Source organism: Pseudonocardia sp. NPDC046786 (assembly GCF_040645415.1).
GTDB classification, from domain to species: Bacteria; Actinomycetota; Actinomycetes; order Mycobacteriales; family Pseudonocardiaceae; genus Pseudonocardia; species Pseudonocardia kongjuensis.
This window is the reverse complement of record NZ_JBEYYF010000001.1, coordinates 368133-393241: the sequence shown is the minus strand read 5'-3', so window position 1 is coordinate 393241 and position 25109 is coordinate 368133. Positions and strand designations below refer to the sequence as shown.

General features: G+C 74.1%; 22 protein-coding genes and 1 pseudogene. 15 read left to right on the top strand and 8 right to left on the bottom strand.

Translation table 11 applies throughout. The features are described from left to right. Positions 1-180 precede the first annotated feature (180 nt). Both ABZ881_RS01980 and ABZ881_RS01975 read right to left on the bottom strand, forming a co-directional pair. On the bottom strand, positions 181-2757 hold the full coding sequence (locus ABZ881_RS01980; protein ID WP_358481027.1) for an MFS transporter: 2577 nt from the start codon (positions 2755-2757) through the stop codon (positions 181-183). Then, positions 2758-3261, bottom strand: a complete 504-nt coding sequence (locus tag ABZ881_RS01975) for a MarR family transcriptional regulator (RefSeq protein WP_358481025.1) — start codon at positions 3259-3261, stop codon at positions 2758-2760. It lies immediately after the preceding gene. A gap of 177 nt (positions 3262-3438) precedes the next feature. On the opposite strand from ABZ881_RS01975, the gene ABZ881_RS01970 reads away from it, so the two are divergent. From ABZ881_RS01970 to ABZ881_RS01910, 13 genes and pseudogenes are all read left to right on the top strand, one after another. Continuing rightward, positions 3439-4023 (top strand): cupin domain-containing protein, encoded by a 585-nt coding sequence (locus ABZ881_RS01970; protein ID WP_358481024.1) that lies wholly within the window; start codon positions 3439-3441, stop codon positions 4021-4023. A 51-nt stretch (positions 4024-4074) separates the two neighbouring features. Then, positions 4075-4668 (top strand): GNAT family N-acetyltransferase, encoded by a 594-nt coding sequence (locus tag ABZ881_RS01965; RefSeq protein WP_358481022.1) that lies wholly within the window; start codon positions 4075-4077, stop codon positions 4666-4668. An 81-nt stretch (positions 4669-4749) separates the two neighbouring features. Then, the gene (locus tag ABZ881_RS01960) at positions 4750-5190 is read left to right on the top strand and encodes a hypothetical protein (RefSeq protein WP_358481020.1); all 441 of its coding nucleotides are present in this window, start codon (positions 4750-4752) and stop codon (positions 5188-5190) included. Positions 5191-5216: 26 nt separating this feature from the next. Beyond that, on the top strand, positions 5217-6092 hold the full coding sequence (locus tag ABZ881_RS01955; RefSeq protein ID WP_358481017.1) for a DNA-formamidopyrimidine glycosylase family protein: 876 nt from the start codon (positions 5217-5219) through the stop codon (positions 6090-6092). A gap of 21 nt (positions 6093-6113) precedes the next feature. Further along, a complete protein-coding gene (locus ABZ881_RS01950) occupies positions 6114-7370 on the top strand; it encodes a histidine kinase (protein ID WP_358481016.1) in 1257 nt (418 codons plus the stop codon). Between the two features lie 101 nt (positions 7371-7471). Beyond that, the gene (locus tag ABZ881_RS01945; protein ID WP_358481014.1) at positions 7472-8368 is read left to right on the top strand and encodes a S49 family peptidase; all 897 of its coding nucleotides are present in this window, start codon (positions 7472-7474) and stop codon (positions 8366-8368) included. A gap of 171 nt (positions 8369-8539) precedes the next feature. Next, entirely contained in the window at positions 8540-9385 is an 846-nt protein-coding gene (locus ABZ881_RS01940; protein ID WP_344024110.1) for a LytTR family DNA-binding domain-containing protein, read from the top strand. Continuing rightward, entirely contained in the window at positions 9382-11553 is a 2172-nt protein-coding gene (locus ABZ881_RS01935; RefSeq protein ID WP_358481013.1) for a hypothetical protein, read from the top strand. Before ABZ881_RS01940 ends, ABZ881_RS01935 begins: the two co-directional genes overlap by 4 nt. Beyond that, the gene (locus tag ABZ881_RS01930) at positions 11550-13307 is read left to right on the top strand and encodes a cation acetate symporter (protein WP_358481011.1); all 1758 of its coding nucleotides are present in this window, start codon (positions 11550-11552) and stop codon (positions 13305-13307) included. Before ABZ881_RS01935 ends, ABZ881_RS01930 begins: the two co-directional genes overlap by 4 nt. Before the next feature lie 206 nt (positions 13308-13513). Beyond that, a complete protein-coding gene (locus ABZ881_RS01925; RefSeq protein ID WP_358481010.1) occupies positions 13514-13870 on the top strand; it encodes a DUF485 domain-containing protein in 357 nt (118 codons plus the stop codon). Beyond that, positions 13867-15459 (top strand): annotated as a pseudogene (locus tag ABZ881_RS01920) (cation acetate symporter); the annotation flags it as partial. The gene ABZ881_RS01925 and the pseudogene ABZ881_RS01920, both read left to right, overlap by 4 nt. 387 nt (positions 15460-15846) lie before the next feature. Further along, positions 15847-16176: a rhodanese-like domain-containing protein gene (locus ABZ881_RS01915; protein WP_344024366.1), complete on the top strand. Its 330-nt coding sequence runs from the start codon at positions 15847-15849 to the stop codon at positions 16174-16176. Between the two features lie 4 nt (positions 16177-16180). Then, positions 16181-17425, top strand: a complete 1245-nt coding sequence (locus tag ABZ881_RS01910; protein WP_358481008.1) for a DUF4328 domain-containing protein — start codon at positions 16181-16183, stop codon at positions 17423-17425. Between the two features lie 965 nt (positions 17426-18390). On the opposite strand, the gene ABZ881_RS01905 is transcribed toward ABZ881_RS01910, so the two are convergent. The 3 genes from ABZ881_RS01905 to ABZ881_RS01895 all read right to left on the bottom strand — a co-directional run bounded on the left by ABZ881_RS01905 (position 18391) and on the right by ABZ881_RS01895 (position 21058). After that, positions 18391-18819, bottom strand: a complete 429-nt coding sequence (locus ABZ881_RS01905; protein ID WP_358481006.1) for a hypothetical protein — start codon at positions 18817-18819, stop codon at positions 18391-18393. A 142-nt stretch (positions 18820-18961) separates the two neighbouring features. Next, the gene (locus ABZ881_RS01900; RefSeq protein ID WP_358481004.1) at positions 18962-19555 is read right to left on the bottom strand and encodes a hypothetical protein; all 594 of its coding nucleotides are present in this window, start codon (positions 19553-19555) and stop codon (positions 18962-18964) included. 192 nt (positions 19556-19747) lie between these two features. After that, positions 19748-21058 carry a cytochrome P450 gene (locus ABZ881_RS01895; RefSeq protein WP_358481002.1) on the bottom strand — a complete coding sequence of 437 codons (1311 nt, stop codon included), beginning with the start codon at positions 21056-21058 and terminating at the stop codon, positions 19748-19750. 21 nt (positions 21059-21079) lie between these two features. On the opposite strand from ABZ881_RS01895, the gene ABZ881_RS01890 reads away from it, so the two are divergent. Then, positions 21080-22012: a DUF5926 family protein gene (locus ABZ881_RS01890; RefSeq protein ID WP_358481000.1), complete on the top strand. Its 933-nt coding sequence runs from the start codon at positions 21080-21082 to the stop codon at positions 22010-22012. A gap of 62 nt (positions 22013-22074) precedes the next feature. On the opposite strand, the gene ABZ881_RS01885 is transcribed toward ABZ881_RS01890, so the two are convergent. Then, positions 22075-22611, bottom strand: a complete 537-nt coding sequence (locus tag ABZ881_RS01885) for a ferritin (protein WP_358480998.1) — start codon at positions 22609-22611, stop codon at positions 22075-22077. A 336-nt stretch (positions 22612-22947) separates the two neighbouring features. Next, positions 22948-23967, bottom strand: a complete 1020-nt coding sequence (locus ABZ881_RS01880) for a hypothetical protein (RefSeq protein WP_344024132.1) — start codon at positions 23965-23967, stop codon at positions 22948-22950. Positions 23968-24065: 98 nt separating this feature from the next. Here ABZ881_RS01880 and ABZ881_RS01875 point away from each other — a divergent pair, with 98 nt between their 5' ends. After that, on the top strand, positions 24066-24290 hold the full coding sequence (locus ABZ881_RS01875) for a hypothetical protein (protein ID WP_358480996.1): 225 nt from the start codon (positions 24066-24068) through the stop codon (positions 24288-24290). Here the strand turns inward: ABZ881_RS01875 and ABZ881_RS01870 are convergent. Next, complete coding sequence (locus tag ABZ881_RS01870; protein ID WP_358480995.1) at positions 24257-25081, bottom strand: CPBP family intramembrane glutamic endopeptidase; 825 nt, start codon at positions 25079-25081, stop codon at positions 24257-24259. The two genes, ABZ881_RS01875 and ABZ881_RS01870, sit on opposite strands and share 34 nt — an antisense overlap. Between the last annotated feature and the right edge of the window lie 28 nt (positions 25082-25109).

Sequence of the window (25109 nt, the reverse complement as noted above, 5' to 3'; positions counted from 1 at the left end):
GTGTGCTCGCGCGTGCTCACGTGAGCTCGTGGTCGCGCGTGACCCGTGGTGGTGCGTGCTCGTACCCCGGGTGCGCCGCACCTCCGGCCCGCGACCTCGCACCTCTGCCTCGGCCTCGCACCTGTTCCAGCGGGTGCGACGCAGAGGCAGGGGTGCGAAGCCGGGCGGAACCGGCCGGCGCTACCGGGCCCCCTCCGGCGGCCGCTCCCCGACGTGCCGTCCCTTGCCGTTGCGCCCGACTGCGTCCCCCAGTGGCGGCGGGAACGCGACGTCGGAGTGCGTGACCCGGCCCGGCTCCAACGACACGACGGCGGCCACCGGCGGGTACCCGCTGGTCGCGAGCGTGTAGCTGCCCGGGGCCAGGCCCTCGAAGGTGAACGTGCCGTCGGCCTCGGAGAGCCGGGACCCGACGACCGCCCCGTCGGAGTCGATCAGGGTCGCGATGGCCTGCGTCACCGGCATGCCGTCCGGGGCCGCGGTCACCCGCCCGGTCAGCCGGGCGCGCTCGGGCAGTCGCACGTCCTGCGTCACGCCTCCGTCCGCCGGGACGTCCAGCCCGATCGCCACCGGATCGACGCTCTCCCCGGCCGCGGCCAGGACGTAGTGCCCCGGTGGCACCGCGTTGAGCGTGTACCGGCCGGAGTCGGCGGACTCGGCCGCGGTGACGACGTCGCCGTCGCGGTCGATCAGCGAGACCGTCACCCGGGCGACCCCGGTGCCGGACGGGTCCAGCACGGTGCCCCCGATCCCGCTCCCGGCGGTGAGCCGCACGTCGTGCCGGACGACGGTTCCCGGCCCGGTCGTGACCGTCGCGGCGTGCGGCGGCAGCGTCCCGGCGGCGACGACGACCAGTACCCGGCCGGAGTCGTCGAGCGCGAGCCGGTAGTGGCCGTCGTCGTCGGTCCGGGTCCGGCCGATCTGCTCGCCGGACAGCCGCAGCGCGGTCACGGTGGCCGGGCCGCCCGCACCGGTGTGTGTCACGCGGCCGGCGATGGCCGGGGACGGGTCCTCCCGTTCGTGCCGGGGGCTCCGGCCGGCGGGCGCCGGTGCCGGTGCCACGGCGGAGATCTCGCCGGTGGGCACGGCGGCGTCCGCCTCGGCCTCGGCCCGGGCCGCCTGGGCGCCGGACATCGTCCGCAGCGGCAGCTCGCGCAGGAACAGCACCAGCACGAACGCGGCCGCCGCGACGCAGCCGGCGATCAGGAACGCGAGCGTCATCGAGCTGGTGAAGCCCTCCTGGAACGGCGCGGCCAGTCGCGGGTCGATCTGCTGCAGGAACGACGAGTCGCTCAGCACCGCTGCGCTGAGCCCGCCCGGCTGCCCGCCGGTCAGCCCGTCGACGACGGCGCGGTTCGCCGGATCGGCGACGACCGCGGGATCGGTGAGCGCGGCCCGGAACGTCCCGGTGCCCAGCGCGGACCGGATGGCGTCGCCGATCCGGTCGCCCGCGGTCGAGAACACCACGGACAGGAACACCGCGGTGCCCAGCGTGCCGCCCATCTGCCGGAAGAAGGTGACCGACGAGGTGGTGACGCCCATGTCGCGGGCGGGCATCGCGTTCTGCACCGCCAGCACCAGGGTCTGCATGCACAGGCCGAGGCCGAGGCCGAGCAGCGCCATCGTCAGGTCGAGCTGCCAGATCGGGATCTGCGGGCTGACCGTCCGCCAGAGCAGCAGCATCGCGATCGTCATGAACGCGGTGCCGAGCACCGGGAAGATCTTGTAGCGGCCGGTGCGCGAGGTCAGCTGGCCGGAGGTGATCGAGGCGACCATGATCCCGCCCATCAGCGGCAGCATCATCAGGCCGGCCTCGATCGGCGTCGCGCCGTGCACGATCTGCAGGAACTGCGGGAGCAGCGCGATCCCGCCGAACATCGCCATGCCGATCAGCAGGTTGATCACGCTGGCCAGCGAGAAGATGCCGGTCCGGAACAGTCGCAGCGGCAGCAGCGCCGCGTCGCCGTAGGTCCGCTCGGCGAGCAGGAACAGGCCCAGCCCGATCACGCCGACGACGTAGTAGACGATCGACGTCGGGGAGCCCCAGCCCCACTCGCGGCCCTGCTCGGCGACGATCAGCAGCGGCACCAGGCACAGGGTCAGCGCGAGCGCGCCGGGCCAGTCGATCCGGGCCGGTCGCGGCACGTGCGGGACGTTGAGCACCCGCTGCACGACGACCAGCGCGATCAGCCCGATCGGGACGTTGACCAGGAAGATCCACCGCCAGCCGTCGATCCCCAGGATGGTGTCCACCCCGGACAGCAACCCGCCGACGACCGGTCCGATCACGCTGGACGTGCCGAACACGGCCAGGAAGTAGCCCTGGTAGCGGGCCCGTTCCCGGGGCGGGACGATGTCACCCAGGATGGTCAGCGCCAGCGACATCAGGCCGCCCGCGCCGAGTCCCTGCAGCGCCCGGAACGCGGCGAGCGAGTACATCGACCAGGCCAGGGTGCAGGCGACCGAGCCGATCAGGAAGATCGAGATCGCGGTCATGAACAGCGGCTTGCGGCCGAAGATGTCGGACAGCTTGCCGTAGAGCGGCGTCGTGATCGTGCTGGTGATCAGGAACGCGGTGGTGGCCCAGGCCTGCATGGACAGGCCCTGCAGGTCGTCGGCGATGGTGCGGATGGCGGTCGAGACGACCGTCTGGTCCAGGGCGGCCAGGAACATGCCCAGCATCAGCCCGCCGAGGACGGTGAGGATCTGGCGGTGTGTCAGCTCCCCGTCCGCGCGGGACGCGGCGGCGGCTGTGGACATTCAGGACTCCCGTGCTTCGAAGGTCTGGTAGTCGTCGAGGAACCGGCCGAGCAGGCCGGTCAGCGCCTCGCGGTCGGGGGCGTCCCACCCGGCGAGCACCTCGGCGATGACCCGGGCCCGGCGGCGTCGCTCGGTCTCGATCACGCGGAAGCCCTCGTCGGTGGCGGCGAGCAGGGACGCCCGTCCGTCGCCCGGGTCGGCGCGGCGCTCCACCAGCCCGGCCTTCACCAGTGCGGTGACCTGGCGGCTGATGGTCGACGGATCGGAGTGCAGCGTCGCCGCGACCTCGACGGCCCGTTGCGGCCCGCCGAAGCGCAGGTGGGCCAGCAGGTGGTAGCCGGCCATGTCGACGATCATCTCGGGGCGGTGCCGCTCGGCCGACCGCTTCACCTGCCGGGTGAGCAGGAACAGCTGGCGGACGACGGTGTCGGCGAGCGCCAGGTCGGGATCCCCCGTTTCCGGTGTGGTGGCCGGATCCCGGGAGGCGGGTGCAGCGGTGGACATCGCAGCTCTCCACTTGCATGTATCACGCAACTAGTTGACCCGCGCAACTATCCGCTCCGGCATTGCACAACGCAACTCGATTGCGGTGACGTGTGTCACGCAGGGGTGCGGCCCGGTGTCCCCGGGCGGCGGGCACTAGCCTCGCGGCGATCCGCCTCGCTCCCCGGGAGGACCGCCGTGCGCACCCGTCCCCGTCCCGCCCTCGCCGGACCGGCGCTGCTGGTCGCTGTCGCGGCCCTGCTCGCCGGCTGCGCCCAGCCCGGGCAGCTGGGGCACGAGTCCGCCGGTCCAGCAGGCGCCGGATCGCCGGCCGCACCCGGAACGACCGAGCCCGCGCCGCCGGGCCCCGGCAGCCCGGACGGCCCCGGCAGCCCGACCGGCACCGCGCTGCCCGGGGTGCCCGGCGCACCGGTCGCGCAGGCCGGCTCGGACACCCGGGGTGTCCTGGAACGGCCGATCGAGATCAGCACACCCGGGCCTGCGGAGCTGCTGGTGCGCACCGAGGTGCTGCAGCCCGGCCAGGTCACCGGCTGGATCCGGCACCCCGGCACGGCGACCTCCGCGGTCCGGTCCGGCGAGCTCACCGTGCAGCGGGCCGGGCGGTGCGAACCGCAGACCTTCCGGACCGGCGAGGCGTTCTTCATCGGCGACGGCGAACCCAACGAGCTGCGCAACGACGGGCCCGAGCCGGTGGTGCTGACCCGGTCGCAGCTGCTCGCGCCCGGGATCCCGGAGCGGGAGCCGGTCGAGCCGGCCTGCTGACCGGGGAACGCGGTCGTTCCCCGGGCTCCCGGCTCCGTAGCCTCGGCACCCGTGCGTACCGCCCGCGAGGCCACCCCCGCCGATCTCGACGGTTGCGCGGACGTGCTGTCCGACGCCTTCGCCGACTACCCGTTCACCCGGCACACCATCGCCGCCGACGACCATCTCCGGCGGCTGCGCGGCTGCCACGAGCTGCTGATCCGGGAGGTCGGTCTCCCGCACGGGCAGGTGCACGTGGTCGACGGCCCGGACGGGATCGACGCGGTCGCCGTCTGGACGGTGCCGGGCCCCGCCGTGGAAGAAGCGCTGACCCGGTCGGCGCCGCGGCTCGCCGAGCTGGCCGGCGACCGGGCCGCGGTGGCCGCCGACGTCGAGGACGCGCTGGCCCGGCTCCGGCCCTCCGGGGAGTTCTGGTTCCTGGCCCCGGTCGGCGTCCGGCCGTCCCGGCAGGGCCTCGGGTACGGACGGGCGGTGCTCACCCCCGGGCTGGCCGCCGCGGACGCCGCCCGGCGGGCGGCATTCCTGGAGACGTCCTTGCCGGTCAACGTGGACATCTACCGGCGGCTGGGCTTCGCCGTCACCGCCGAGCTCGACCTGCCGCACGGCGGTCCGCGCACCTGGGCGATGGTCAGGCCGCCCCGCTGACGCGCGTCGCTCGGTTCTGTCGGTGCGCTGTGGGAACATCGGCGGTGGCACGGGGCAGGGCTGGAACCCGGGACGGGATGGATGGCGACGAAGACGGTCATCGCGGCGGACTACCGCGAGTGGCAGGTGCAGCGGCGGATCGAGTGGACCACTCCCGCCGTCGGCGACGAGTTCGAGCACGACGTCGACGCCGGTAACGGCGCGGTCGTGCTCATCCTGTCCGCGCTCGCCCTGTTCTGGCTGGTTCTGCTGGTCTGGGCGCCGAGCGCCGTGGTCTTCCCCTGGTTCTACTGGCTGGTCGTGATCGTCGGGCTCGGCTTCTTCCCGGTCCGTTGGCTGCTGCGGCGCCCGTTCACGATCACCGCGAAGACGCAGGGCGGCTACGACCTGCCGCCGGAGAAGTGGACCGGGATGGTCCGCGGGCTCGCCACCGCCCGCGAGGAGACCAAGGTCGTGATCCGCAGCCTGAGGAACCGGTCCACCCCGGGCCACGCGGACAGCCCGCTGCAACCCATCAACTAGGAGCCGACGAGCCCCGAGGAGTCACCGTGCCCGAACTGCCGGAGGTGGAGGCCCTCGCACACCACCTGCGCGAGCACGCCGTGTACCGCCCGGTGGCCCGGGTGGACGTGGCCTCGATGAGTGCGCTGAAGACCTTCGACCCGCCGGTCTCCGCGCTGACCGGCCGGGTGGTGACGGGCGCGTCGCGGTTCGGGAAGTTCCTGTCGGTGGACTTCGCCGACCGGCCGGACGAGCCGGTGCACCTGGTCACGCACCTGTCGCGGGCCGGCTGGCTGCGCTGGCACGGCACCGCGGGCGCCACCCCGCCGAAGCCGGGCCGGGGCCCGTTGCAGCTGCGGGTGCACCTCGACGCGGTCGGCGGGCCGGGTTTCGACCTCACCGAGGCAGGCACCCAGAAGCGGCTCGCCGTGTACCTGGTGACGGACCCGGCGCAGGTCCCCGGGATCGCGCGACTGGGGCCGGACGCGCTGGAGCTGACCCGGGCCGGGCTCGGCGAGCTGCTCGACGGCGACAACCGCCGGCTCAAGACGCTGCTCACCGACCAGCGGACGCTGGCCGGGATCGGCAACGCCTACTCCGACGAGATCCTGCACACCGCGCGGCTCTCGCCGTACGCCGTCGGCGCCCGGCTCGACGAGTCGGCCCGGGACCGGCTGTCCGCCGCGTTGCACGGGGTGCTGACCGACGCCGTCGAACGGTCCGTGGGGCAGGGCGCCGCCGAGCTGAAGGGCGAGAAACGCTCCGGTCTGCGGGTGCACGCCCGCACCGGACTGCCCTGCCCGGTGTGCGGCGACACCGTCCGGGAGGTGTCGTTCGCCGAGAGATCGTTCCAGTACTGTCCGACCTGCCAGACTGGTGGCAAGCCGCTTGCGGACCGCCGGTTGTCCCGGCTGGTGAGGTAGGTCGTCCCAGGAGGCGCAGCGGTGAGCAGCACGGTCGGGGGAGCGGTGGATCTCGCCGTCGCCGTCGTCGACGGGCAGACGGAGCTGGCTCCGTCCCTGGTGCTGCTGCTGATCGTCGCGGTGGTGGTGCTGGTCATCGCGGTGTTCGTGTTCCTGTGGCAGCGCAACCGCCGCAACAACATGGTCTCCCCGCTGGCCAAGGCCACTTTCTCGGCGCTGCACACGGTGGCGCTCGCCGCCCCGGTGCTGCGGGAGGGGCTCTCCCGGCGCTCCGCGTCGCAGGCGCTGCCCTACCTGCGCCAGCTGCTGGAGAGCACGGCGATGGCGATGACCGACTCCCGGGCCACCGTGCTCGGCTGGGACGGCAGCGCCGACCAGCACCAGCAGGACGTGCAGACGCTCGCCGACCGGGTCATCTCGACCGGCCGGATGGAGCTGATGAGCCACACTTCGATCAAGTGCAACCAGCCCGGCTGCGAGGTGCGCGGCATCGTCGTGGTGCCGCTGGAGAGCGACGGCAACATCATCGGCACGCTCGCCGCGCTCACCCCGGCCACCGCCGGGCCGCCGGTGCTGCGGGCGACCGGCGAGGTCGCCCGCTACGTGTCCAGCCAGCTGGAGCTCGCCGAGCTCGACGACTCCCGGGCCCGGCTGAACCGGGCCGAGGTGCGGGCGCTGCGGGCCCAGATCTCGCCGCACTTCGTCTACAACGCGCTGACCACCATCGCGTCGTTCATCCGGACCGACCCGGCCCGGGCCCGCGAGCTGCTGATCGAGTTCGCCGACTTCACCCGCTACTCGTTCCGGTCGGCAGGCGAGTACACGACGCTGATCGACGAGCTCACCAACATCGAGCGCTACGTCCGGCTGGAGAAGGCCCGGTTCGGCAACCGGCTCAACATCCGGCTGCAGATCGATCCCGAGGTGCAGAACGTCGTGCTGCCCTTCCTCGCGCTGCAGCCGCTGGTGGAGAACGCGGTGCGGCATGGGCTGTCCGGCAAGCCGAACGGCGGCACGGTCACCATCCGGGCGGAGAACGCCGGCTCCGAGTGCGTGATCGTCGTCGAGGACGACGGCGTCGGCATGGACCCGGCCCGGCTCAACGAGGACCTCGACGACGCCCACCTGTCCGGCGCGCACGTCGGCCTGGGCAACGTCGACGACCGCATGCGGTCGGCCTTCGGGGACAACTTCGGCCTGGTCGTCGACACGAACATCGGCGCCGGTATGAAGATCACCCTGCGGGTCCCGAAGTTCCGGGCCGGCATCCGCGCCTGAACGGCGGTGGCGCTGGGCCGCACGGGTGCGCGGCGACACGCCGCGATGTGCCGAACCGGTCACGCCACGTCACGGAGCGCTCCCGCGTACGGTGGGATCGCATGGACGTCCTGCGCATTCCCGCCGCGGTGACCTCGCGGCTGCCGGGCCGACTCGGTGAGTCCGTCGGCGCGGTCGGCCCCCCGGTGGTGTCCGTGGTGCGGCTGCACGGTGTGATCAGCGCCCAGGCGGCGCCGGTCCCCCGGCAGGTGCTCAACGCCGCGTCGGTGGAGAAGGTGCTGGAGCGCGCGTTCGCACCGGACCGGCTCGCCGCGGTCGCCCTGGTGATCAACTCGCCGGGTGGGTCGCCCACCCAGTCGCAGCTGATCGGCGACCGGATCCGGGCCCTGGCCGCGGAGAACGACGTGCCGGTGCTCGCGTTCTGCGAGGACGTCGCCGCGTCCGGCGGGTACTGGCTGGCCTGCGCGGCCGACGAGATCTACGCCTGTTCGACCTCGATCGTCGGCTCGATCGGCGTGGTCAGCGCCGGATTCGGGCTGGACGGCCTGATCGACCGGTGGGGCGTCACCCGGCGGCTGCACACCGCGGGCGGGTCGAAGTCCCGGCTGGACCCGTTCCTGCCGGAGAAGCCCGAGGACGTCGCCTGGCTGACCGGTCTGCAGGGACAGCTGCACGAGCGCTTCGTGAGCTGGGTCCGGGACCGGCGCGGGGACCGGCTCGCGACCGGCACCGAACTGTTCGACGGCGAGGTGTGGCTGGGCGAGCGGGCCCGCGAGCTCGGGCTGATCGACGGCATCGGCGCCGCGCACGAGGTGCTCACCGAGCGGTTCCCGGAGGCGGAGCAGCGCCCGGTCGAGGCGCGCAAGCCGTTGCTCGCCCGGCTGGGCGCGGGCGGCGCCGCGTCGCTCGGTCACCCGGGAGTGGATCCGGCGGTGATCGGGTCGGAGCTTCTCGCCGCGATCGAGGCCAGGGCCACCTGGGCGCGGTTCGGGCTGTGAGACAACCGGTCGGCGGCACCGCCCGGGGACGTCGCCACGTGTCCGGACGGTCACCGATCCGGTTCGTGCCCTGGCACTCCGCGCGTCGGCACGTCACCATGGTCGCGGCGCAGGGCGATCATCGAGGTCGATCGGATCCCGGTCCGGGACCGGAAGCAGGATGAGGAGATCGTGGACAGCAACGACACCACTCGGGGACTGGTCGTGCTCGCGGTGGACGACGAGCAGCCCGCGCTCGAGGAGATGGCATTCCTGCTGAACGAGGACGCGCGCGTCGCGACCGTCCTCAAGGCCGGTGAGTCCACCGAGGCACTGCGCATCCTGAACGGGCGGCGGGCGGGTGCCCCGGCGGGCGGGCCGTCCGGTGGACCCGGCGACGTCGCCGAGCAGACCGACATCGACGCCGTGTTCCTCGACATCCGGATGCCCGGGCTGGACGGCCTGGAGCTCGCCAGGGTGCTGAAGAACATGGCCGTCCAGCCGGCGATCGTGTTCGTCACCGCACACGACGACCGCGCCGTCGACGCCTACGACGTCGGCGCCATCGACTACCTGCTCAAGCCGCTGCGCACCGAGCGGCTCTCCGCCGCGCTGGACCGCATCCTGTCGACCCGCCGGACCGGGCCGGTCGAGCAGGCCCGCGACGACTCCGGCGACGACGAGGTGATCCCGGTCGAGCTGGCCGGCACCACGAAGCTGGTGCCGCGCTCCGCCGTGCGCTACGTCGAGGCCCAGGGCGACTACGCGCGGCTGCACACCACCGACGGCAGCCACCTCGTGCGGATCCCGCTGTCGGTGCTGGAGGACCGCTGGCGGGACGCCGGTTTCGTCCGGATCCACCGCTCGTTCCTGGTCGCGCTGCCGCTGGTCACCGAGCTGCGGCTGGCCGGTTCCGGGTACGTCGTCCGGATCGGGTCGGGGCCGGAGACGGCCGAGCTGCCGGTCAGCCGCCGGCACACCCGTGAGCTGAAGGACCGCCTCGTCCGCGCGACCAAGCAGGCGTGGAGCCAGAGGTGAGCAGGTCCACCGGCGGCGTCCAGCCGTCGGTGCGTCCGGAGTCGCAGGAGCAGAATCCGGACGATCACGACGGGTCGCCCGGCCCGGACGGCGGTGCACGGGGCAACGGCGCGGTGTGGCCCAACCGTGCGGCCCGCAACGCGGGTGCCGCCGGCCCGTACCGCAATGGTGGTTCGCCCGCTGCGCCGCAGGTCTCGGCGGCATCGCCGGTGTCGGCCGTGCCCTCCGCGTCGCAGGTGCCGCCGGTGTCGGCTGTGCCATCCGGGCACCCCGGGTCGGCCGGGCAGCCGGGGTCGGCCGGGCAGCCGGGGTCGGGCGGGCAGTTCGGGCAGCCCGGGCACCACGGGTCGCCCGCGCCGGCCGGGATGCAGCCGGAGGCGCCGGGCCCCGGTGCCCCTGACGGTCGGCACCCGCACGCCGGCCCGGTCGCCCCGCGGCCGCGCAGCCCGGCGTTCTCCGGCGGCGTTCCGCGGCCGGTGGACCCGCCGACCGTTACCGAGCAGGCCGCGGCGGAGCGGGAGTGGACCGGGTACCCCGACACCGGGACCGGGCAGGCCGGGGGCGCGCACCCCACCGCCCACCCGGCCGCCCACCCCGCAGTCGACCCCACTGCGCAGCCGGCCGCGCAGCCGGCCGCGCAGCCGGCCGCCGCACCCCGGACCCCCGAGGCGAGCGGGTCCGCGGACCGCCCCCGGCGTCGCGCCCGGCGCGAGGCCGCCGGGGCCGACGCCGACGAGGGCGCGAGCTGGCTGCAGCAGGAGATCGCGCGCCGGGTCGCGGACCGCGCGGGCGGATCCGGAACGGCGGCCGGGTCCGGCAGGCACGCCCGGGTCGAGCCGGCCGCCGAGCGTTCCGGCGCCGAGATGGCCGAGGCGGCCGAGCCTGCCGCGCTCCCCGGCGCGGCGCCGGACGGCGGAGTCACCGGTACGGACCCGGAATCCGACGGCCCGGCCCCGGCCGGCCCAGCGCCCGACGGCCCGGCGCCCGACGGCTCAGTGACCCCCGACGGCTCAGTGACCCCCGACGGCTCAGTGACCGGCGGCTCAGTGAACGACGCCCCGGCGACCGACGAGGACCACCGCGAACCGCAGCACCCCCGGGCGCGCGCCGCGCACCCGCGGCCGCGTTCCACCATGGTGCCCGATCCCTATGCCCCGGCCGGCCTGCGCGACTCCGCCGCCGAGGGAGTCTGGCCGCAGTCCCGCCCCGCCGACAGCGGCAAGCAGTGGCCGCCGGCCGCCGGCGCGGCCGGGCTGCCACGGCGCATCCCCGGGGCGACCTCGGAGTGGAGCCACGGCTGGGCCCCGGACCGCGGCGCGTTGCTCGGGGTGGCCGGTGCGGCCCCCGCCGACGCGAGCCCCGCCGACGCCGACCCGGACACCGCCGCCGAGGAGCACCCGGAGACCAGGCCGGTCCCGACCCGCTGGACGGCCGCCGGCCGCCGCAGCAGCGAGGTGGCCGCCGAACCGGCCGGCACCGCTGCGCCCGCCGATCCCGGCCTGCCGGTGGACGACGACCCGGCGGACGATCCGGACCTGCACCCGGATCTGCACCCGGAGCTCGATCCGGACTTCCGTCTCGACCCGGACCCGGACGACGAGCTGCGCGGCCCGGCCGCCGAACGCACCGAGGTCATCTGGCGCGCCCCCGGCCTGGACGCCCCGGTCGCCCCTGCCCCGGCCCCGGACCCGGGCGCCGACCTGGCGGCCACCTCGTTCGCTCCCTACACCGGCGCCCGGCCCCGCCGGTTCGCCGCGGCGCCGACCGACGCACCGGAACCGGACGGCACCGGCACCGACGACGGCCCCGGCAGCAACCGGGTGCGCATCGTGCTGTCCGAGCGCCGGTCCACCGCGCACTCCTCGCGCGGGCTCTCCGACGTGCAGGACCCGGGCGCGGTCGGCACCCTGCTCCGCAACTCGCTGGTCCGGACCCAGCTGCTGCTCGCCCTGCGGGTGAGTCTGGTCGCCCTGTTCACCCTCGGCATGCTGCCCGCGCTGTTCATGGCGCTGCCGGTGCTCGGTGAGATCGAGGTGGTCGGCATCCGGCTGCCGTGGCTGCTGCTCGGCCTGCTCGTCTACCCGTTCCTGCTCGGCCTGGGCTGGTGGTACGTGCGCTCGGCCGAGTCGGTCGAACAGGACTTCGCCGACGACGTGGCGGACCGGTGAGCCTGACCGCCATCGCGTCGCTGGTCGCGATCGTCCTGGTGGCCGTGGTGTCCGCGGTGATCGGCTCGATCGCCCACCGGACCCGGCTGACGTCGGACTTCCTGGTCGCCTCCCGGACCGTGCCGTCCCGGTTGAACGCCGGCGCGATCTCCGGCGAGTACCTGTCCGCGGCGTCGTTCCTCGGGATCGCCGGGCTGATCCTGGTCAACGGCGTCGACGGGCTCTGGTACGCCGTCGGCTACACCGCCGGATACCTGCTGCTGCTGTTGTTCGTGGCGGCCCCGCTGCGCCGCTCCGGCGCCTACACGGTGCCCGACTTCGCCGACGCCCGGCTCGCCTCACCGGCGCTGCGGCGGGTCTGCGCCGCCGTCGTCATGGTGATCTGCTGGCTGTACCTGCTGCCCCAGCTGCAGGGCGCCGGCCTGACCCTCGGCATCGTGACCGGGCTGCCGGACTGGATCGGCTCGGCCGGGGCCGGTGTGATCGTGCTCGCCACCGTCGCGTTCGGTGGCATGCGGTCGGTGACCTTCGTGCAGGCGTTCCAGTACTGGTTCAAGCTGACCGCGCTGGCCGTCCCGGCGGTGATCGGGCTCGCCGTCTGGTTCGGCGACGGGCACACCTTCGCCCGCAACGAGCCGCCCGAGTTCCGCGAGCCGACCACCGTCTCGGTGACGACGCCGGTCGTCCTCGACATCCGGCTCTCGGTCGACGTGACCGTCCGTGGCACCGTCGACGGGGTGCCGGTCGACGGCCCGCTGCGCTGGGTCGCCGGGTCCTCGCACGCCATCGCACCCGGCACCGAGCTGGACTTCGCGGCCGGCGAGCCGGTGCCGGTGACCAGCGGCGCGCCCACCGACGACGAGAGCTGGCTGCGCCCGTTCGCCGGCTCCGGCGAGCACCAGCTGCTGGGCACCTACTCGCTGATCCTGGCGACCTTCCTCGGCACCATGGGCCTGCCGCACGTGCTGGGCCGCTTCTACACCAACTCCGACGGCCGGGCGGCCCGGCGCAGCGCCGTCGTCGTGCTCGCGATGCTCGGCGGCTTCTACATCCTGGTGACGCTGCTCGGCATGCTGTCCCGGGTCTACACGCCGCAGCTGCTGGTCACCGGGCGGTCGGACGCCGCGGTCCTGCTGCTGCCCAACGCGATCCTGGGCAGCGGGCTGCTCGGTGCCCTGGTCGCCGGGCTGGTCGCGGCCGGGGCGTGGGCGGCGTTCCTGTCGACGGCGTCCGGCCTGCTGGTGAGCCTGGCCAGCGTCGTGTCCACCGACGTGCTGCCCGGCAAGGGGCGGATGGCGCGGCGGTTCCCGCTGGCGACCGTGCTCGCCGGGATCCCGCCGACGGTGGTGGCGCTGGTGCCGACCGGGCTGAACTTCGCCGAGGCCGTCGCACTGGTCTTCGCGGTGGCGGCGTCCACCTTCTGCCCGCTGCTCGTGCTCGGCATCTGGTGGCGCGGCCTCACCGACGTCGGCGCGATCGCCGGGGTCCTGGCCGGCGGGATCATCTCGGCCGCGGCGGTGGTCGCGGCGCTCGCCGGGCTGGACACCGGATTCCTCGGGCCGGCCGCCGGCTGGGTCGAGGTGCTGCTGTACCGGCCGGCGATCGTGAGCGTGCCGCTCGCGTTCGCGACGATGATCGCCGTCTCGCTGCTCACCCGGGCGCGCCGTCCCGAGGATGCCGGTCAGGTGATGTTGCGACTCCACGCACCCGAACGGCTGGGCCTTATGCGTGACAGGCTGGACGACCGGACCTGATCGGGGCCCCGTCCCCGATAACCCCGCGTGACCGGATCGGCCGAATGGTTGGTCCGGACCGGGCAACTTACCGCCGTTCGGTGCGTTCGATCGTCGCTCCGGGCGTCCGTCGTCGTTGTGCGAGGTAAGGGTGTCCCGCGGCCCACCGGCCGCGGCGCGCCCGGCTCCCCCCGCCAGCACGACGCGAAAGGCCGGTGAACGGCGCCATGAGCAGCCCCGCTGAGGGCCCGGCCGGGACCGTGTACCAACAGGTCCAGGCCAGCCCGGAGTTCCGGGCCTTCCGTACCCGGCTGCGCCGGTACGTGTTCCCCATGACGGCGATCTTCCTGGCCTGGTACCTGGCCTTCGTCGGACTCGCCAGCTACGCCCCCGGGTTCATGTCGATCCGGGTCGGCGAGACGATCACGGTCGGCCTGCTCGTCGGCCTCGGCCAGTTCGTCAGCACGTTCGTGATCACCACGCTGTACGTGCGGTTCGCCGAGCGCGAGATCGACGGCCCGGCCGCCGAGCTGCGCGCCCGGATCGAGACCGGCCTCGCCGGGACCCCGGAGGTCCGGGCATGACCGGCACCGTGCTGGCGCAGGCCGAGTCGGTCGGCAGCGTCACCGCCAATCTCGGGTTCTTCCTGCTGTTCGTGATCGTGACCCTGATGATCGTGCTCCGGGTCAGCCGCACCAACGCGACCCGCGCCGACTACTACACCGGCGGGCACGCGTTCACCGGCCCGCAGAACGGCACCGCGATCGCCGGGGACTTCCTGTCCGCCGCGTCGTTCCTCGGGATCGCCGGCGCGATCGCGCTCTACGGCTACGACGGGTTCCTCTACTCGATCGGCTTCCTCGTCGGCTGGCTGATGGCGCTGCTGCTGGTCGCCGAGCTGCTCCGCAACACCGGTCGCTTCACGATGGGCGACGTGCTGGCGTTCCGGATGCGCCAGCGCCCGGTCCGCGCGGCCGCCGCGACGTCCACCCTGGTCGTCTCGCTGTTCTACCTGATCGCGCAGATGGCCGGCGCCGGCGGACTGATCTCGCTGCTGCTGCAGATCCCGAAGGACGACTCGTTCTCGCAGTCGATGGTGATCGTCGTCGTGGGCGGTCTGATGGTCGTCTACGTGCTGTTCGGCGGGATGAAGGGCACCACCTGGGTGCAGATCATCAAGGCCGGCCTGCTGCTCGTCGGTTCCGCCGTGATGACGACGTGGGTGCTCGGCCGGTACGGCTTCGACCTGTCCACGGTGCTGGACCGGGCCACCGAGAACTCCGAGCACGGCGAGGCGGTGCTCGACCCGGGCCTGCAGTACACGAACAAGGTCGACTTCATATCGCTGGGGCTGGCGCTGGTGCTCGGCACCGCGGGCCTGCCGCACATCCTGATGCGCTTCTACACCGTGCCCTCGGCCAAGGAGGCCCGCCGCTCGGTGGTCTGGGCGATCTGGCTGATCGGCACGTTCTACCTGTTCACGCTGGTGCTCGGGTACGGCGCGATGGCGCTGCTCCCGCCGGGCACGATCTCCCGGGAGAACCAGAACGACGCGGCGCCGCTGCTCGCGTACGCGCTCGGCGGCGAGATCATGCTGGGCCTGATCGCGGCGGTCGCGTTCGCGACGATCCTCGCGGTCGTCGCCGGGCTGACGATCACCGCGTCGGCGTCGTTCGCGCACGACGTCTACGCGAACGTGATCCGCCGGGGCGACGTGACGCCGGACGCCGAGGTGCGGGTCGCCCGGACCACCGCGCTGGTGATCGGGCTGGTCGCGATCGGAGGCGGCATCATCGCCAACGGCCAGAACGTCGCGTTCCTGGTCGCGCTGGCGTTCGCCGTCGCGGCGTCGGCGAACCTGCCGACGATCCTGTTCTCGCTGTTCTGGAAGCGGTTCAACACGACCGGGGCGCTGTGCAGCATCTACGGCGGCGTGCTCATCTGTGTCGGGCTGATCGTGGTCTCGCCCGCGGTGTCCGGTTCGCCCACCTCGATGATCCCGAGCGCCGACTTTGCGGTGTTCCCGCTGTCGAACCCGGGCCTGGTGTCGATCCCGATCTCGTTCCTGCTCGGGATCGTGGGCACCTTCCTCGGCGGCACCGAGCGGTTCGCCGCCGTCCGCTACGCCGAGATGGAGGTCCGGTCGCTGACCGGTGCGGGCGCGGTCCGGGCCACCACGGCTCCGAAGGAGGAGCCGAAGCGGCAGCCGGTGACGGCCACCTCGGTCGGTGCGATCCCGACCTACCGCGGTGACGACGGCGGCCGCGCCGGGCGGGCGGTGCCGGGGATCTCGCCGGAGCGCAGGCAGCCGACCAGCAGGCAGGCCGGGGACCTGTTCGGCGGTTCCGGCGTGACCGGCGCGTACCGGCCGCCGTCGGTGCGTGGCGACACGGTGGGCGGGCACGGGCCGGTCCCGGCGAACGCCGGGCCGGTCGAACCCCCGCTGGACCCGAACGAGATGACGATCCCGCACGGCTCGCTCTACCGCGACGATCCACCGCGGTAGGACGCCGCCGTCTCTCACCGGGTGTTGACGGTGCAGCGTGGCAGGATGGCGGACATGTCCGAGCCGGTGCCCACCGTCAGCGTGTCCGATCTGCCCCCCGACGCCCCGATGCTGGACGTCCGCGAGCTCGACGAGTGGACGGCCGGGCACGCCCCGTCCGCCCGCCACCTCCCGATGTCCGAGCTGGCGGGGCGGGTGTCGGAGGTGCCGGGAGACGATCCGCTCTACGTTGTGTGCCGGTCCGGCGGCCGTTCCGCCCGGGTGGTGGCCTACCTGAACCAGCAGGGCTTCCCGGCGGTGAACGTGGCCGGCGGCATGCAGGACTGGGCCGCCGTCGGGCGTGACGTGATCACCGACGACGGCAGCGCGCCCCGGATCGCCTGAGGCGTTGGCGCAGCCACCGGCGCCGCCGCCCTGCCCCCGGTGCGGCCGGCAGGCCGGGCCGGGGAGCGGCGCGTTCTGTCCCTGGTGCGGCCGCTACCTGTCGGCGCTGGACTGGGTGGCGACGCCACCGGATCCGGCGGCGCTGCCGGACTCGCTGCGGCCGCGCCCACCGGACGCGGCCCCGGGCCGGTACACCGGCCCGCCGCGCTACCGCTCGGTGCCGCGCTGGGGTCTCCCGGTCGGGCCGTGGCGGATGCCCGCCGTCGCCTTCGACGGCGACCCGGCCGGCCCGTCCACCGCGCTCGACCGGGTCCGCTGGCTCGCCGGGCAGCTCGTTCCGGTGCTGTGGGTCGTGGTCGTGATGAGCCTGGTCGCGGCCGCCGCCGAGGTGTGGCGGTACGCGCTGCTGCTGGAGAGCCGGTCGGACGCGTTGTCCCCGGTCGCCGTCGCCTGGTCGGACGCGATGGTCTGGTTCGGCGGCTGGTCGTCGGTCGCCGCGGTGATCGCCGCCGGGTTGCTGACGATCTCCTGGAGCCTCTGGTCCTACCGGGCGGCCGCCGACCGGGCGAGGACCCGGCCGTGGCGCAGCCGTCGCCGGATCATCGCCGGATGGCTGGTCCCGGGCTGGAACCTCGCCGCGCCCGGATCGCTGCTCGCCGAGACCGAGCACGCCGCGCTCGGGCTGCCCGCCGACCGGCGGCCCGCACCGTCGCGGGAGATCCTGGTCTGGTGGGTGCTGTGGGCGGCCTGCGTGCTGCTCGCCGGGCTGGCGCTGGTCGGCCGGTTCCGGACCGGCACCCAGGCACTGGCCGACGGGGTCGTGGTGCACGCCTGGGCCGACGCCGTCGCCGCCGTCGCCGCCTACCGGACGATCCGGGTCGTGCGGTGGATCACCGGTCTGCTGGAGCCGGAGCCGCGTGGTCCGCGGGAGCTCCTGGTGCGGACGGGCCCGGTGGCGAGTGCTCCCACGCCCCCGGACGCTCCGGCCGCCGGGACCCCTCTTGCTGCCCGGACCCGTCCGGCTGCCCGGACCCCTCTTGTGGCCCGGAACCCTCTTGCCGCTCGGCCCTTTCAGTCGGATCCGCTGTCGGAGCCGCAGCCGGACCCGCAGCCGGACCCGGAGCCGGATCCGGGGCCTGACCTGCAGCCGGACCCGCCGGGATCGGCTGTGCCTGGTTCGCCCTTGTCGGATCCGGCGCCGGGTCCGGCAGCGGATCCGGCGCCGGACCCGGATCGGCGGCCGGGCTGAGCGGGGCGACCGCCCGGGACGGCAGGGTGGCCTCGACGTCGCCGCCGGATCCGGGATCCGGCCGCGCATCGGCCGTCGCCGGACCGGCGTGCGGCGCGGCCGGGCCGGTGCCGGGGCTCCTGGGTGCGGGCAGCGCGACCGCGGGCGCTCCGGCGTAACCGCGGCCGGGGATGCCCGGATCGGCGGCGGAGTCGCCGCGGAACCGACCGGCGGGATACCACCCGCCCGGTCGGCCGGCCCCGGCAGCGCCCGGAGCGTCCGCACCGCCGGTGCGGTCCGGATCGGCCGGGCCGCCGTCCCCGCCCGCCCGGACCGGCCGGGAACCCGGGACGGCTGCCGCGTGGCCGCGTGCCGCCGATCCGGTCGCGGTGCGATCGGGCGCGGCCGGGTGGCCCGGCGTTGCGGCCCCGGACGCCGGGCGACCGGAACCACCGGCCCCCGGCGCCGGGCGACCGGCCCCGGCCTGACCGGGCACGGCCCATCCCGCGGATCCCGGCCGCACGGCGACCGACGGTCCCGCGGTGAGCGCGCTCTCCGAGACCGTGCGCAGCCGCTTCCGGACCTTCGCGACCGCCCGGTCCGATCCGCGCACGACCACCGACATCGCGAGCCGCCCACCGTGCGGGTCGGCGACGGTGTGCAGCACGTGCCGGTCCGGCCCGGCCTCCAGCACGAGCGCGATCAGGCCGCCGGAGGCGGGTGCCAGGGCGAGCCCGATCCGGACCAGCTCGGCGTGCGCGGCCCCGCGGACCTCGTCGCGGTGGTCGTGCTCGGCGGGCTTGCCCAGCCCGAACCGGCCGGCCGAGGTGTCCGGCCCGCACACGTCGAGCACCATCCCGCTGTCGATGTCGATCAGCGCGGCGGACCGGATCCGGGGATCGGTGAGCAGCGGCCCGAGCACCGCGGCGAGGCCGTCGGTCCGCACCGTGACCGCATGCCAGTGACGTCCCACGCGGGCGGGCGGCTCAGCGCTGCTGGGCGGGGAAGAACGCCTGCCCGGCCTGCTGCGGTGCCCCCTGCGGCGAGGACATCGTGAACTGCTGCTCGATGACGCGCAGGTCGCGGCGGGCCATCGCCAGGTTGGCCTGGGCGCGGTTGAGCACCAGGTAGAAGAACAGCTGCTCGTCGGTACCGCGGATGATCCGGATCAGGTGGTACTGGCTGTCCAGCGTGATCAGGATGTCCTCGATGTTCTCGCGCAGGCCGAGCTTCTGCATGACCTCGAGCTTGGTGCGCACGACCTCGGAGTTGCCGGGCGCAGCGACGTCCAGGTCGAACTCCGGGCTGCCGCCCCGCGAGCCGAGCGTCATGCCGCTGTCGAAGTCGACGATCGCGACCGCGAAGGCGCCCTTGATGTTGGCTGCCATGTCCAGCGAACGATCGATGTTGTTCATTTGCTGTGCCTCCGCACGGTGCGTGTACGCGGCCGTGTTCGATGATCGGGGAGCGGTCGCCGGGAATCTTCCGCGGGGGACGGAAAGATCTTCATCGAAATGTCCCGGCGAGGGCACAACAATAACCCTGAATCACGATACGTCAACTCTCCGTCGCGGACGGCCGATCGAGGCGGCGCAGCCCGGCCAGGATCCGGGCCATCGTGCGGAGGTCGTCGGACCAGCGGCTGCCCGGCTGGTCCGGGGGCTCCGCCGCGGTGCTCGCCGGCGGCGGTGGCTGCACCGCCGGTGCGGGTGCCCGGCGGGGGAGCGGGATCGCGACCGGCGGGAGCCGTTCGGCCTCCGGCGCGGACGGCTGGGCCGGTACCGGTACCGGGTCCGCCGGGAGCGCGAGCAGTGCCCGCCGGGCCAGCGCCAGATTGCCGCGCGCCCGGTCCACCTGCAGATATGCGAGCAGGTGCGCGCCGTCGCGGTGCAGTGTGCGCACCAGGTGGTACGCCACGTCGGTACTGATCACGGCGTCGGCGAAGCGGGGCCCGGCCGCCGTCGTCGCGATCTCGGTGCCGGCCCAGCCCAGCACCGCGGCGACCGCCTCGGGGACGCTCCCCGGGCCCGGTCCGCCGGAGCGCACCGGCGGCACCGACAGCACCGGTATCGGGGGCCGGGTGGCCCGCGGCCCGGTCGCCGCCGGCGTCCCGTGTGCGGCGACCACCTGGCCGGTGGCCGGGTCGGCCACGCACGCATACCGCACGCCCGGCGCCTCGAGTGCATCCCTGAGCACTTCCGACCACGATTCCACCGGGGTGATTCCAGCATGCCCGGCGGGCGCGGTCGACGGCGCACCTGAAATTCTGGGAAACGGCCCCGGAATCATTCGGGTGCGACCAACGCAATTCTTCGAACGGCCCTGCGGAATGATTCCTTCAGCTCAGTGTGCGGAGGGCCGTTCGGTCGATGCGGTGAGCGGGAGCTTCGACCAGCCGCGCATCACGAAGCGGGGGCGGCGGACCGGGTTCCCGGCCGGCGCCGCGTCCGGGAGCAGGCGCACCAGCGCGCGCAGCACCTCGACGATCTCCAGCCGGGCCAGCGGCGCGCCGAGGCAGTAGTGCACGCCCGCGCCGAAGCCCAGGTGCGGGTTGGGTGACCGGCAGACGTCGAGCCGGTCGGCGTGCTCGCCGAACACGGCGGGATCGTGACCGGCGGCGCCGAGCAGCGTGCCGATCCGGCCGCCGGCGGGCACCCGGTACCCGGCGACCGTCGTGTCGGCGCCCGCCGTCCGCTCGAACAGCTGCAACGGCGCGTCGAACCTAATCAGCTCCTCGACGGCCGTTCCGACCAGCTCCGGATCGACCACCAGGCGTCGCCACTGATCGGGGTGCCGGAGCAGCGCGTGCACCCCGTTGCCGATCACGTTCACGGTCGCCTCGTGCCCGGCCATCAGGAGCAGCGCCGCGGTGCCGACGAGCTCGTCGGCGGAGATCCGGTCCCCGGAGTCGCGCACCGCGAGCAGGTCGCCGACGAGGTCGCCGCCCGGGGCCCCGGTGGCGGCGTGCTCCGCTCCACACGGCACGGACGGCCTGCCCGCGGCGCCGGCGCCCCGTTCGGCGACCAGATCGCGGAGCATCGACACGAAGTCGGCCGACGCCCGTTCGGCGGCCCGCTGCGCCGCCGGACCGGGATCGGGCTCGTACATCCGCACGATCGCGTCCGACCAGTCCCGCAGCGGGGCGCGCCGGTCGTCGGGCACGCCGAGCAGGTCGGCGATCACCTGCACCGGCAGCGGCTCGGCGACCAGCCCGACCAGGTCGGCCGGCTCGCCGTCGCGCACCCGGGCGACGAGGTCCCCGACCAGTGCGGTGGCGCGGGCCCGGACCAGCGGGGCCAGCCGCTCGGTGTGCCCGCGGGCGAAGGCGGCGGCCACCAGCCGTCGTAGCCGGGTGTGCGATTCGCCCTCCCGCTCCAGCAGCGAGTTACGGTGCAGCAGGTTGAACGCGGCCAGCTCGGTCTCCGGCCGGGCGTCGGTCCAGATCCGGCCGAGACCGCGGTCACGCAGCACCGCGGAGCAGGCCGCGTGGGTGACCGCGACCGGCAGGCCCAGTCCCGGGTGGTCGTGCACCGGGCCGGCGGCGCGCAGCGCGGCGTAGGCGGGGTAGGGGTCGTCGAGGAAGGCCGGGTCCGCGGCGTCGAACGGCACCGGGGCGGGACGGGACCGGGGGTCTGGCGATTCGGACGCATGCATCACCCGCTACCTTGCCGGGTGATGGGCAAGAAGACGCGCAACCGCGCCAACCGCTCCGAGACGGCCGCCGACAACCCGCGCCGGCCGTGTCCGTGCGGTTCGGGCAAGCGGTACAAGGCCTGCCACGGCGCCGGCGACGACGTGATCGTCGTCCGGCCGTTCGAGGGGCTGGCCGCCGAACCCGATCTCGTCGCGATGCGGGAGTTCCTGCCGTCGGCGACGGCGCCGCTCCCGCTGCGCAGCGGCGGGCCGGTGACGCTGACGTCGGTGCTGCCCGGCGCGTCGGCCGCGCTGGTCCGCGACAACGGCGAGATCCTGCTCGGGATGCAGGTGCAGACCCGCTCCGGGGACCTGTCCGCCGATCTCGCCGGCGCGCTGGCCTGGGCCCGTTCGGCGGAGCCCGGCTCGTCGCTGCCGGTGGTCGGCCCGGACCGCCGGACCGGGGAGCGGCTGCAGGACCTGCTCGAACCGGAGACGGCGCTGGAACCGACGGTGCACGCCGACTTCGCGTGGTGGCTGCCGGGGGACAGCCCGGACCCGGAGGCGGCGGCGATGCTGGAGCGCGCCAACTCGGTGATCATGCCGACCGAGGCGGTCACGGCGCCCGGCGTGCGCGGCGCGTACTGGGTGGACACCGGCTCGAAGGCGCACGTGCGCTGGGTGCGGGCCGAGGACGAGTCGTCGCTGATGGCGGCGCTGGCCCGGCTGTCCGACCAGGGCGGCCTGGAACTCGGCGAGGACTCCCGCTACGCCGGGTCGTTCCGGGCGCACGGCCTGCTGGTGCCGGTCTGGGACGTCGACCGGGACATGCACTCCTCGGAGTGGGCCGGTCCGGCGGCCGACTTCGCCAAGCGGCTGGACGAGGCGCTGGCGGGGCTGGCGGAGAAGCCGCTGACCGATGCCGAGCACAAGGCCCGCGAGGTGCTCTCCGGGAAGCAGATCACGCTGCGGTAGCCGGCAGCGGGCCCGGTGCCGGTGCGGCACCGGGGCCCCTGCGGACCGACGGGATCGTTCGCTCAGACGCGGCCACCGGCGACGGCCGGGGCGGTCGCGTCGGCCGCCTCGCCCCTGGCGAGCTCGCGGGCGACGAAGTCCTCGATGTGGAACAGGTCGTCGCCGGCCCGGCGGACGATGGTCAGCAGCGTGGTCATCGAGGCGACCTCCTCGACCTGCTCCTTGAGGAACCACTGCATGAACTGCTCGCCGAGGTAGTCGCCCTCGTCGCGGGCGGTCCGGGCGAGCGTGGTGATCTGCTCGGTGACCTGCTTCTCCTGGGTCAGCGCCAGGGTCACCACGTCCTCGACGGAGGTGAAGTCGTTCTTGACCTCGTCGATGCCGGGGATGGTGGCCTGCAGGTCGTTGTCCAGCATGTACTGGACCATGCTCATCGCGTGGTTGCGCTCCTCGAGGGCCTGCGCGTAGAAGTGCGCGGCCAGCTGCGGGAGGTCCTGGTCGTCGAGCCAGACCGCGATCGCGGTGTACTGCTGGCTGGCGGTGAACTCGCTGCGGATCTGGTCGCGCAGCAGGGCGTGGAACTTGGTCTCGTCGGTCATGAGATCCAGGTTAGCGCCGATCGCGCTTGTCTTGAGGCATTCCAGAGTTGAGGTCTGTCTCAGTTGGACAGGGTCACCTTTCTCCAGGTGAGGGGCCCTTTCCCGGTGCATCGCCTGATCTCGGCGGGGCCGCTCGGACGGGCGTGCGCCACCGCGCGCCACCCCGTCGCACGTCGCACCCCGTGCCGCGCCGAGATGCAGATCAGCGGGGTGCAGAGATCGACATCTCCCGCTGGTCCGCATCTCGGCGTGCGACGGGGTGCGAGGTCGTCACGCGGCCTACCCTTTCCGATCGTGGACCGGGCGTGGGAGGCGGAGCTGCGGTCTCGGACAGGGTCACCTTTCTCCAGGTGAGGGGCCCTTTCCCGGTGCATCGCCTGAGTTCGGCGGGGCCGCCGGACGGGCGTGTTCGCGGACCGCGCCGGGTCCCGAGCCGGTCGTCAGAAGGGTCAACTCCCAGGGTCCGGAATCGACGTCGCCCGCGCGGTCGTAGCCGACCCAGCGGCCCCGGGCGGACCGGCCCGTCGGATCGACGACGAGCTGGATCGCGCCGTGGTACCGGGCGCCGCGGTAGTGGCCGTCGACGGCGGTGAACTCGGTCCAGGTGCCGGTGAGGACCTGACGATCACGGACCAGGTCGAGCTGGACGGGGGAGTCGTTGGAGTGCTCGATGCTCGAGATCCCGACCTGGTTCTCGCTGTTCTCGAACACAGTGACGTGGTGGTGCCGCTGGATCGGGCCACGGGTCGTGCTGACGTACTGATAGCGGCTCAGCCATATCCCGGTGAGCCTGTCCTGCGCGGACCGGGCTTCGTAGACGGGGGTCAGAGCGGACACAGGTACGCCGTCGACCTGCACGGGAGCCGCTGCGGCGGCCGCCGTGCTCAGCTTGAGGAGCCACGCACGTCGCTCCCGTTCCGGCACGAGTTCGGCCCAGTGGGCGACGGCACGGGTCAGCTCCGGCAGCTCCAGGTTCCCGACCTGCCAGGCGAGCGCCTCGACGTCGCCCGGACCGTCCGCGCCCGGCCCGTGGTCCGGGAGGTCGGCGAGCAGGTCGTGGGCGGCGCACCGGTAGAGCCGGGACAGCCGGTCGATCACGTCGAGGGACGGCGCGTGCCCGGTGGGTCCCGGCCAGTTCTCCCAGGAGGAGAAGTTCTTGAACGTCCGTGGTGCCTCCGGCCAGCGCCGGGTCCACTCGGTGGCGGCATCGGCCTGGCTCCAGCCGTGGGCCAGCCGCATCGCGGCGAGCGCGCGCACGCCGAACCGGTCGCGCAGCTGCCGCGCCGTCGCCGGGGGCGTCGCACCGGCGTCGCGCAGGGAACGGGCGAACCGCAGCTGCTCGGACCGTCGGCTCATGGCCGGCGACCGTACTCCGGGCCGGACCGGGAGTACGGCTGCCTGCGACCCGGCGCCGGCGGGTGATCCGGCGGCGTCCGGCGCCGGAGGCTCACGGCGTGACCCGAGACGTGTCCGGCCTCGCCCGGCTCCTCGCCGACCATCCCGTGCTGCGTGACGCGCTGCTGCGCGAGCACGTCGCCCGGCCGGACGGCCGCTGCCGGGCCTGCGGCTCCCAGGTCGGCCTCGCGACGCGGTGGCCCTGCTCCCTGCGGTCCGCCGCCGAGCAGGCGCTGCGGCTCCCCGGCGGTCAGAACGGCAGGACGTCCACCAGCAGCGCGTAGCCGACGAACGCCACGATGTCGATCACCAGGTGCGCCCCGACCAGCGGCCACAGCCGGTTGGTCCGCTGCCAGTAGCGGGCGAAGACCAGCCCCATCACGACGTTCCCGACGAACGCCCCCACCCCCTGATAGAGGTGGTAGCACCCGCGGACGAGGGCGGCGACCAGCGCGGACCGGTTCTCCGACCAGCCCAGCTGCCGGAACCGGGTGAGCAGGTAGCCGATCATGACGACCTCCTCCGCCCAGGAGTTCGCGGCGGCGGAGAGGATCAGCACCGGGATCCGCCACCAGTCGTCGGTCAGCGTGCTGGGTGCGACGTCCGGGGTGATCCCGGCGACCCGGCCGAGCAGGTAGAGCCCGAGCCCGGGGATCCCGATCAGCGCGGCCAGCCCGAACGAGTGCAGCGTGTCGCGGCCCGGCCGGCGGCCGTCCAGCCCGACCCGGCGCAGCGCGAACCCGGCGCGCAGCAGCAGGTACGCGGCCAGCGCACCCCATCCGGCCAGCTGCAGCGCGCGGACCAGCTGGAACGCCAGGTCGATCCAGGTGTCGGTGGACGCCGGGGCGTTCAGCGTCACCTGCTGGTCCGTCAACGGGGCCGGGGCGAGCAGCGCCTCCAGCAGCGACAGCGCGCTGCGCAGCCCGGAGAGCCCGAGCGTCACGGTCAGCACGACGGCGATCTCCAGGCCGATCAGCCGTCGTTCCCGCCGGTCGGTGACGACGACCGGATCCGCCGGTGCCGCCGGGTTCAACCATCCGCGCAGACCACCCGAGGTGGCCGGTGCCGTCGTCACGTGGTGATCCTCGCAGGCCCGGTGCTCC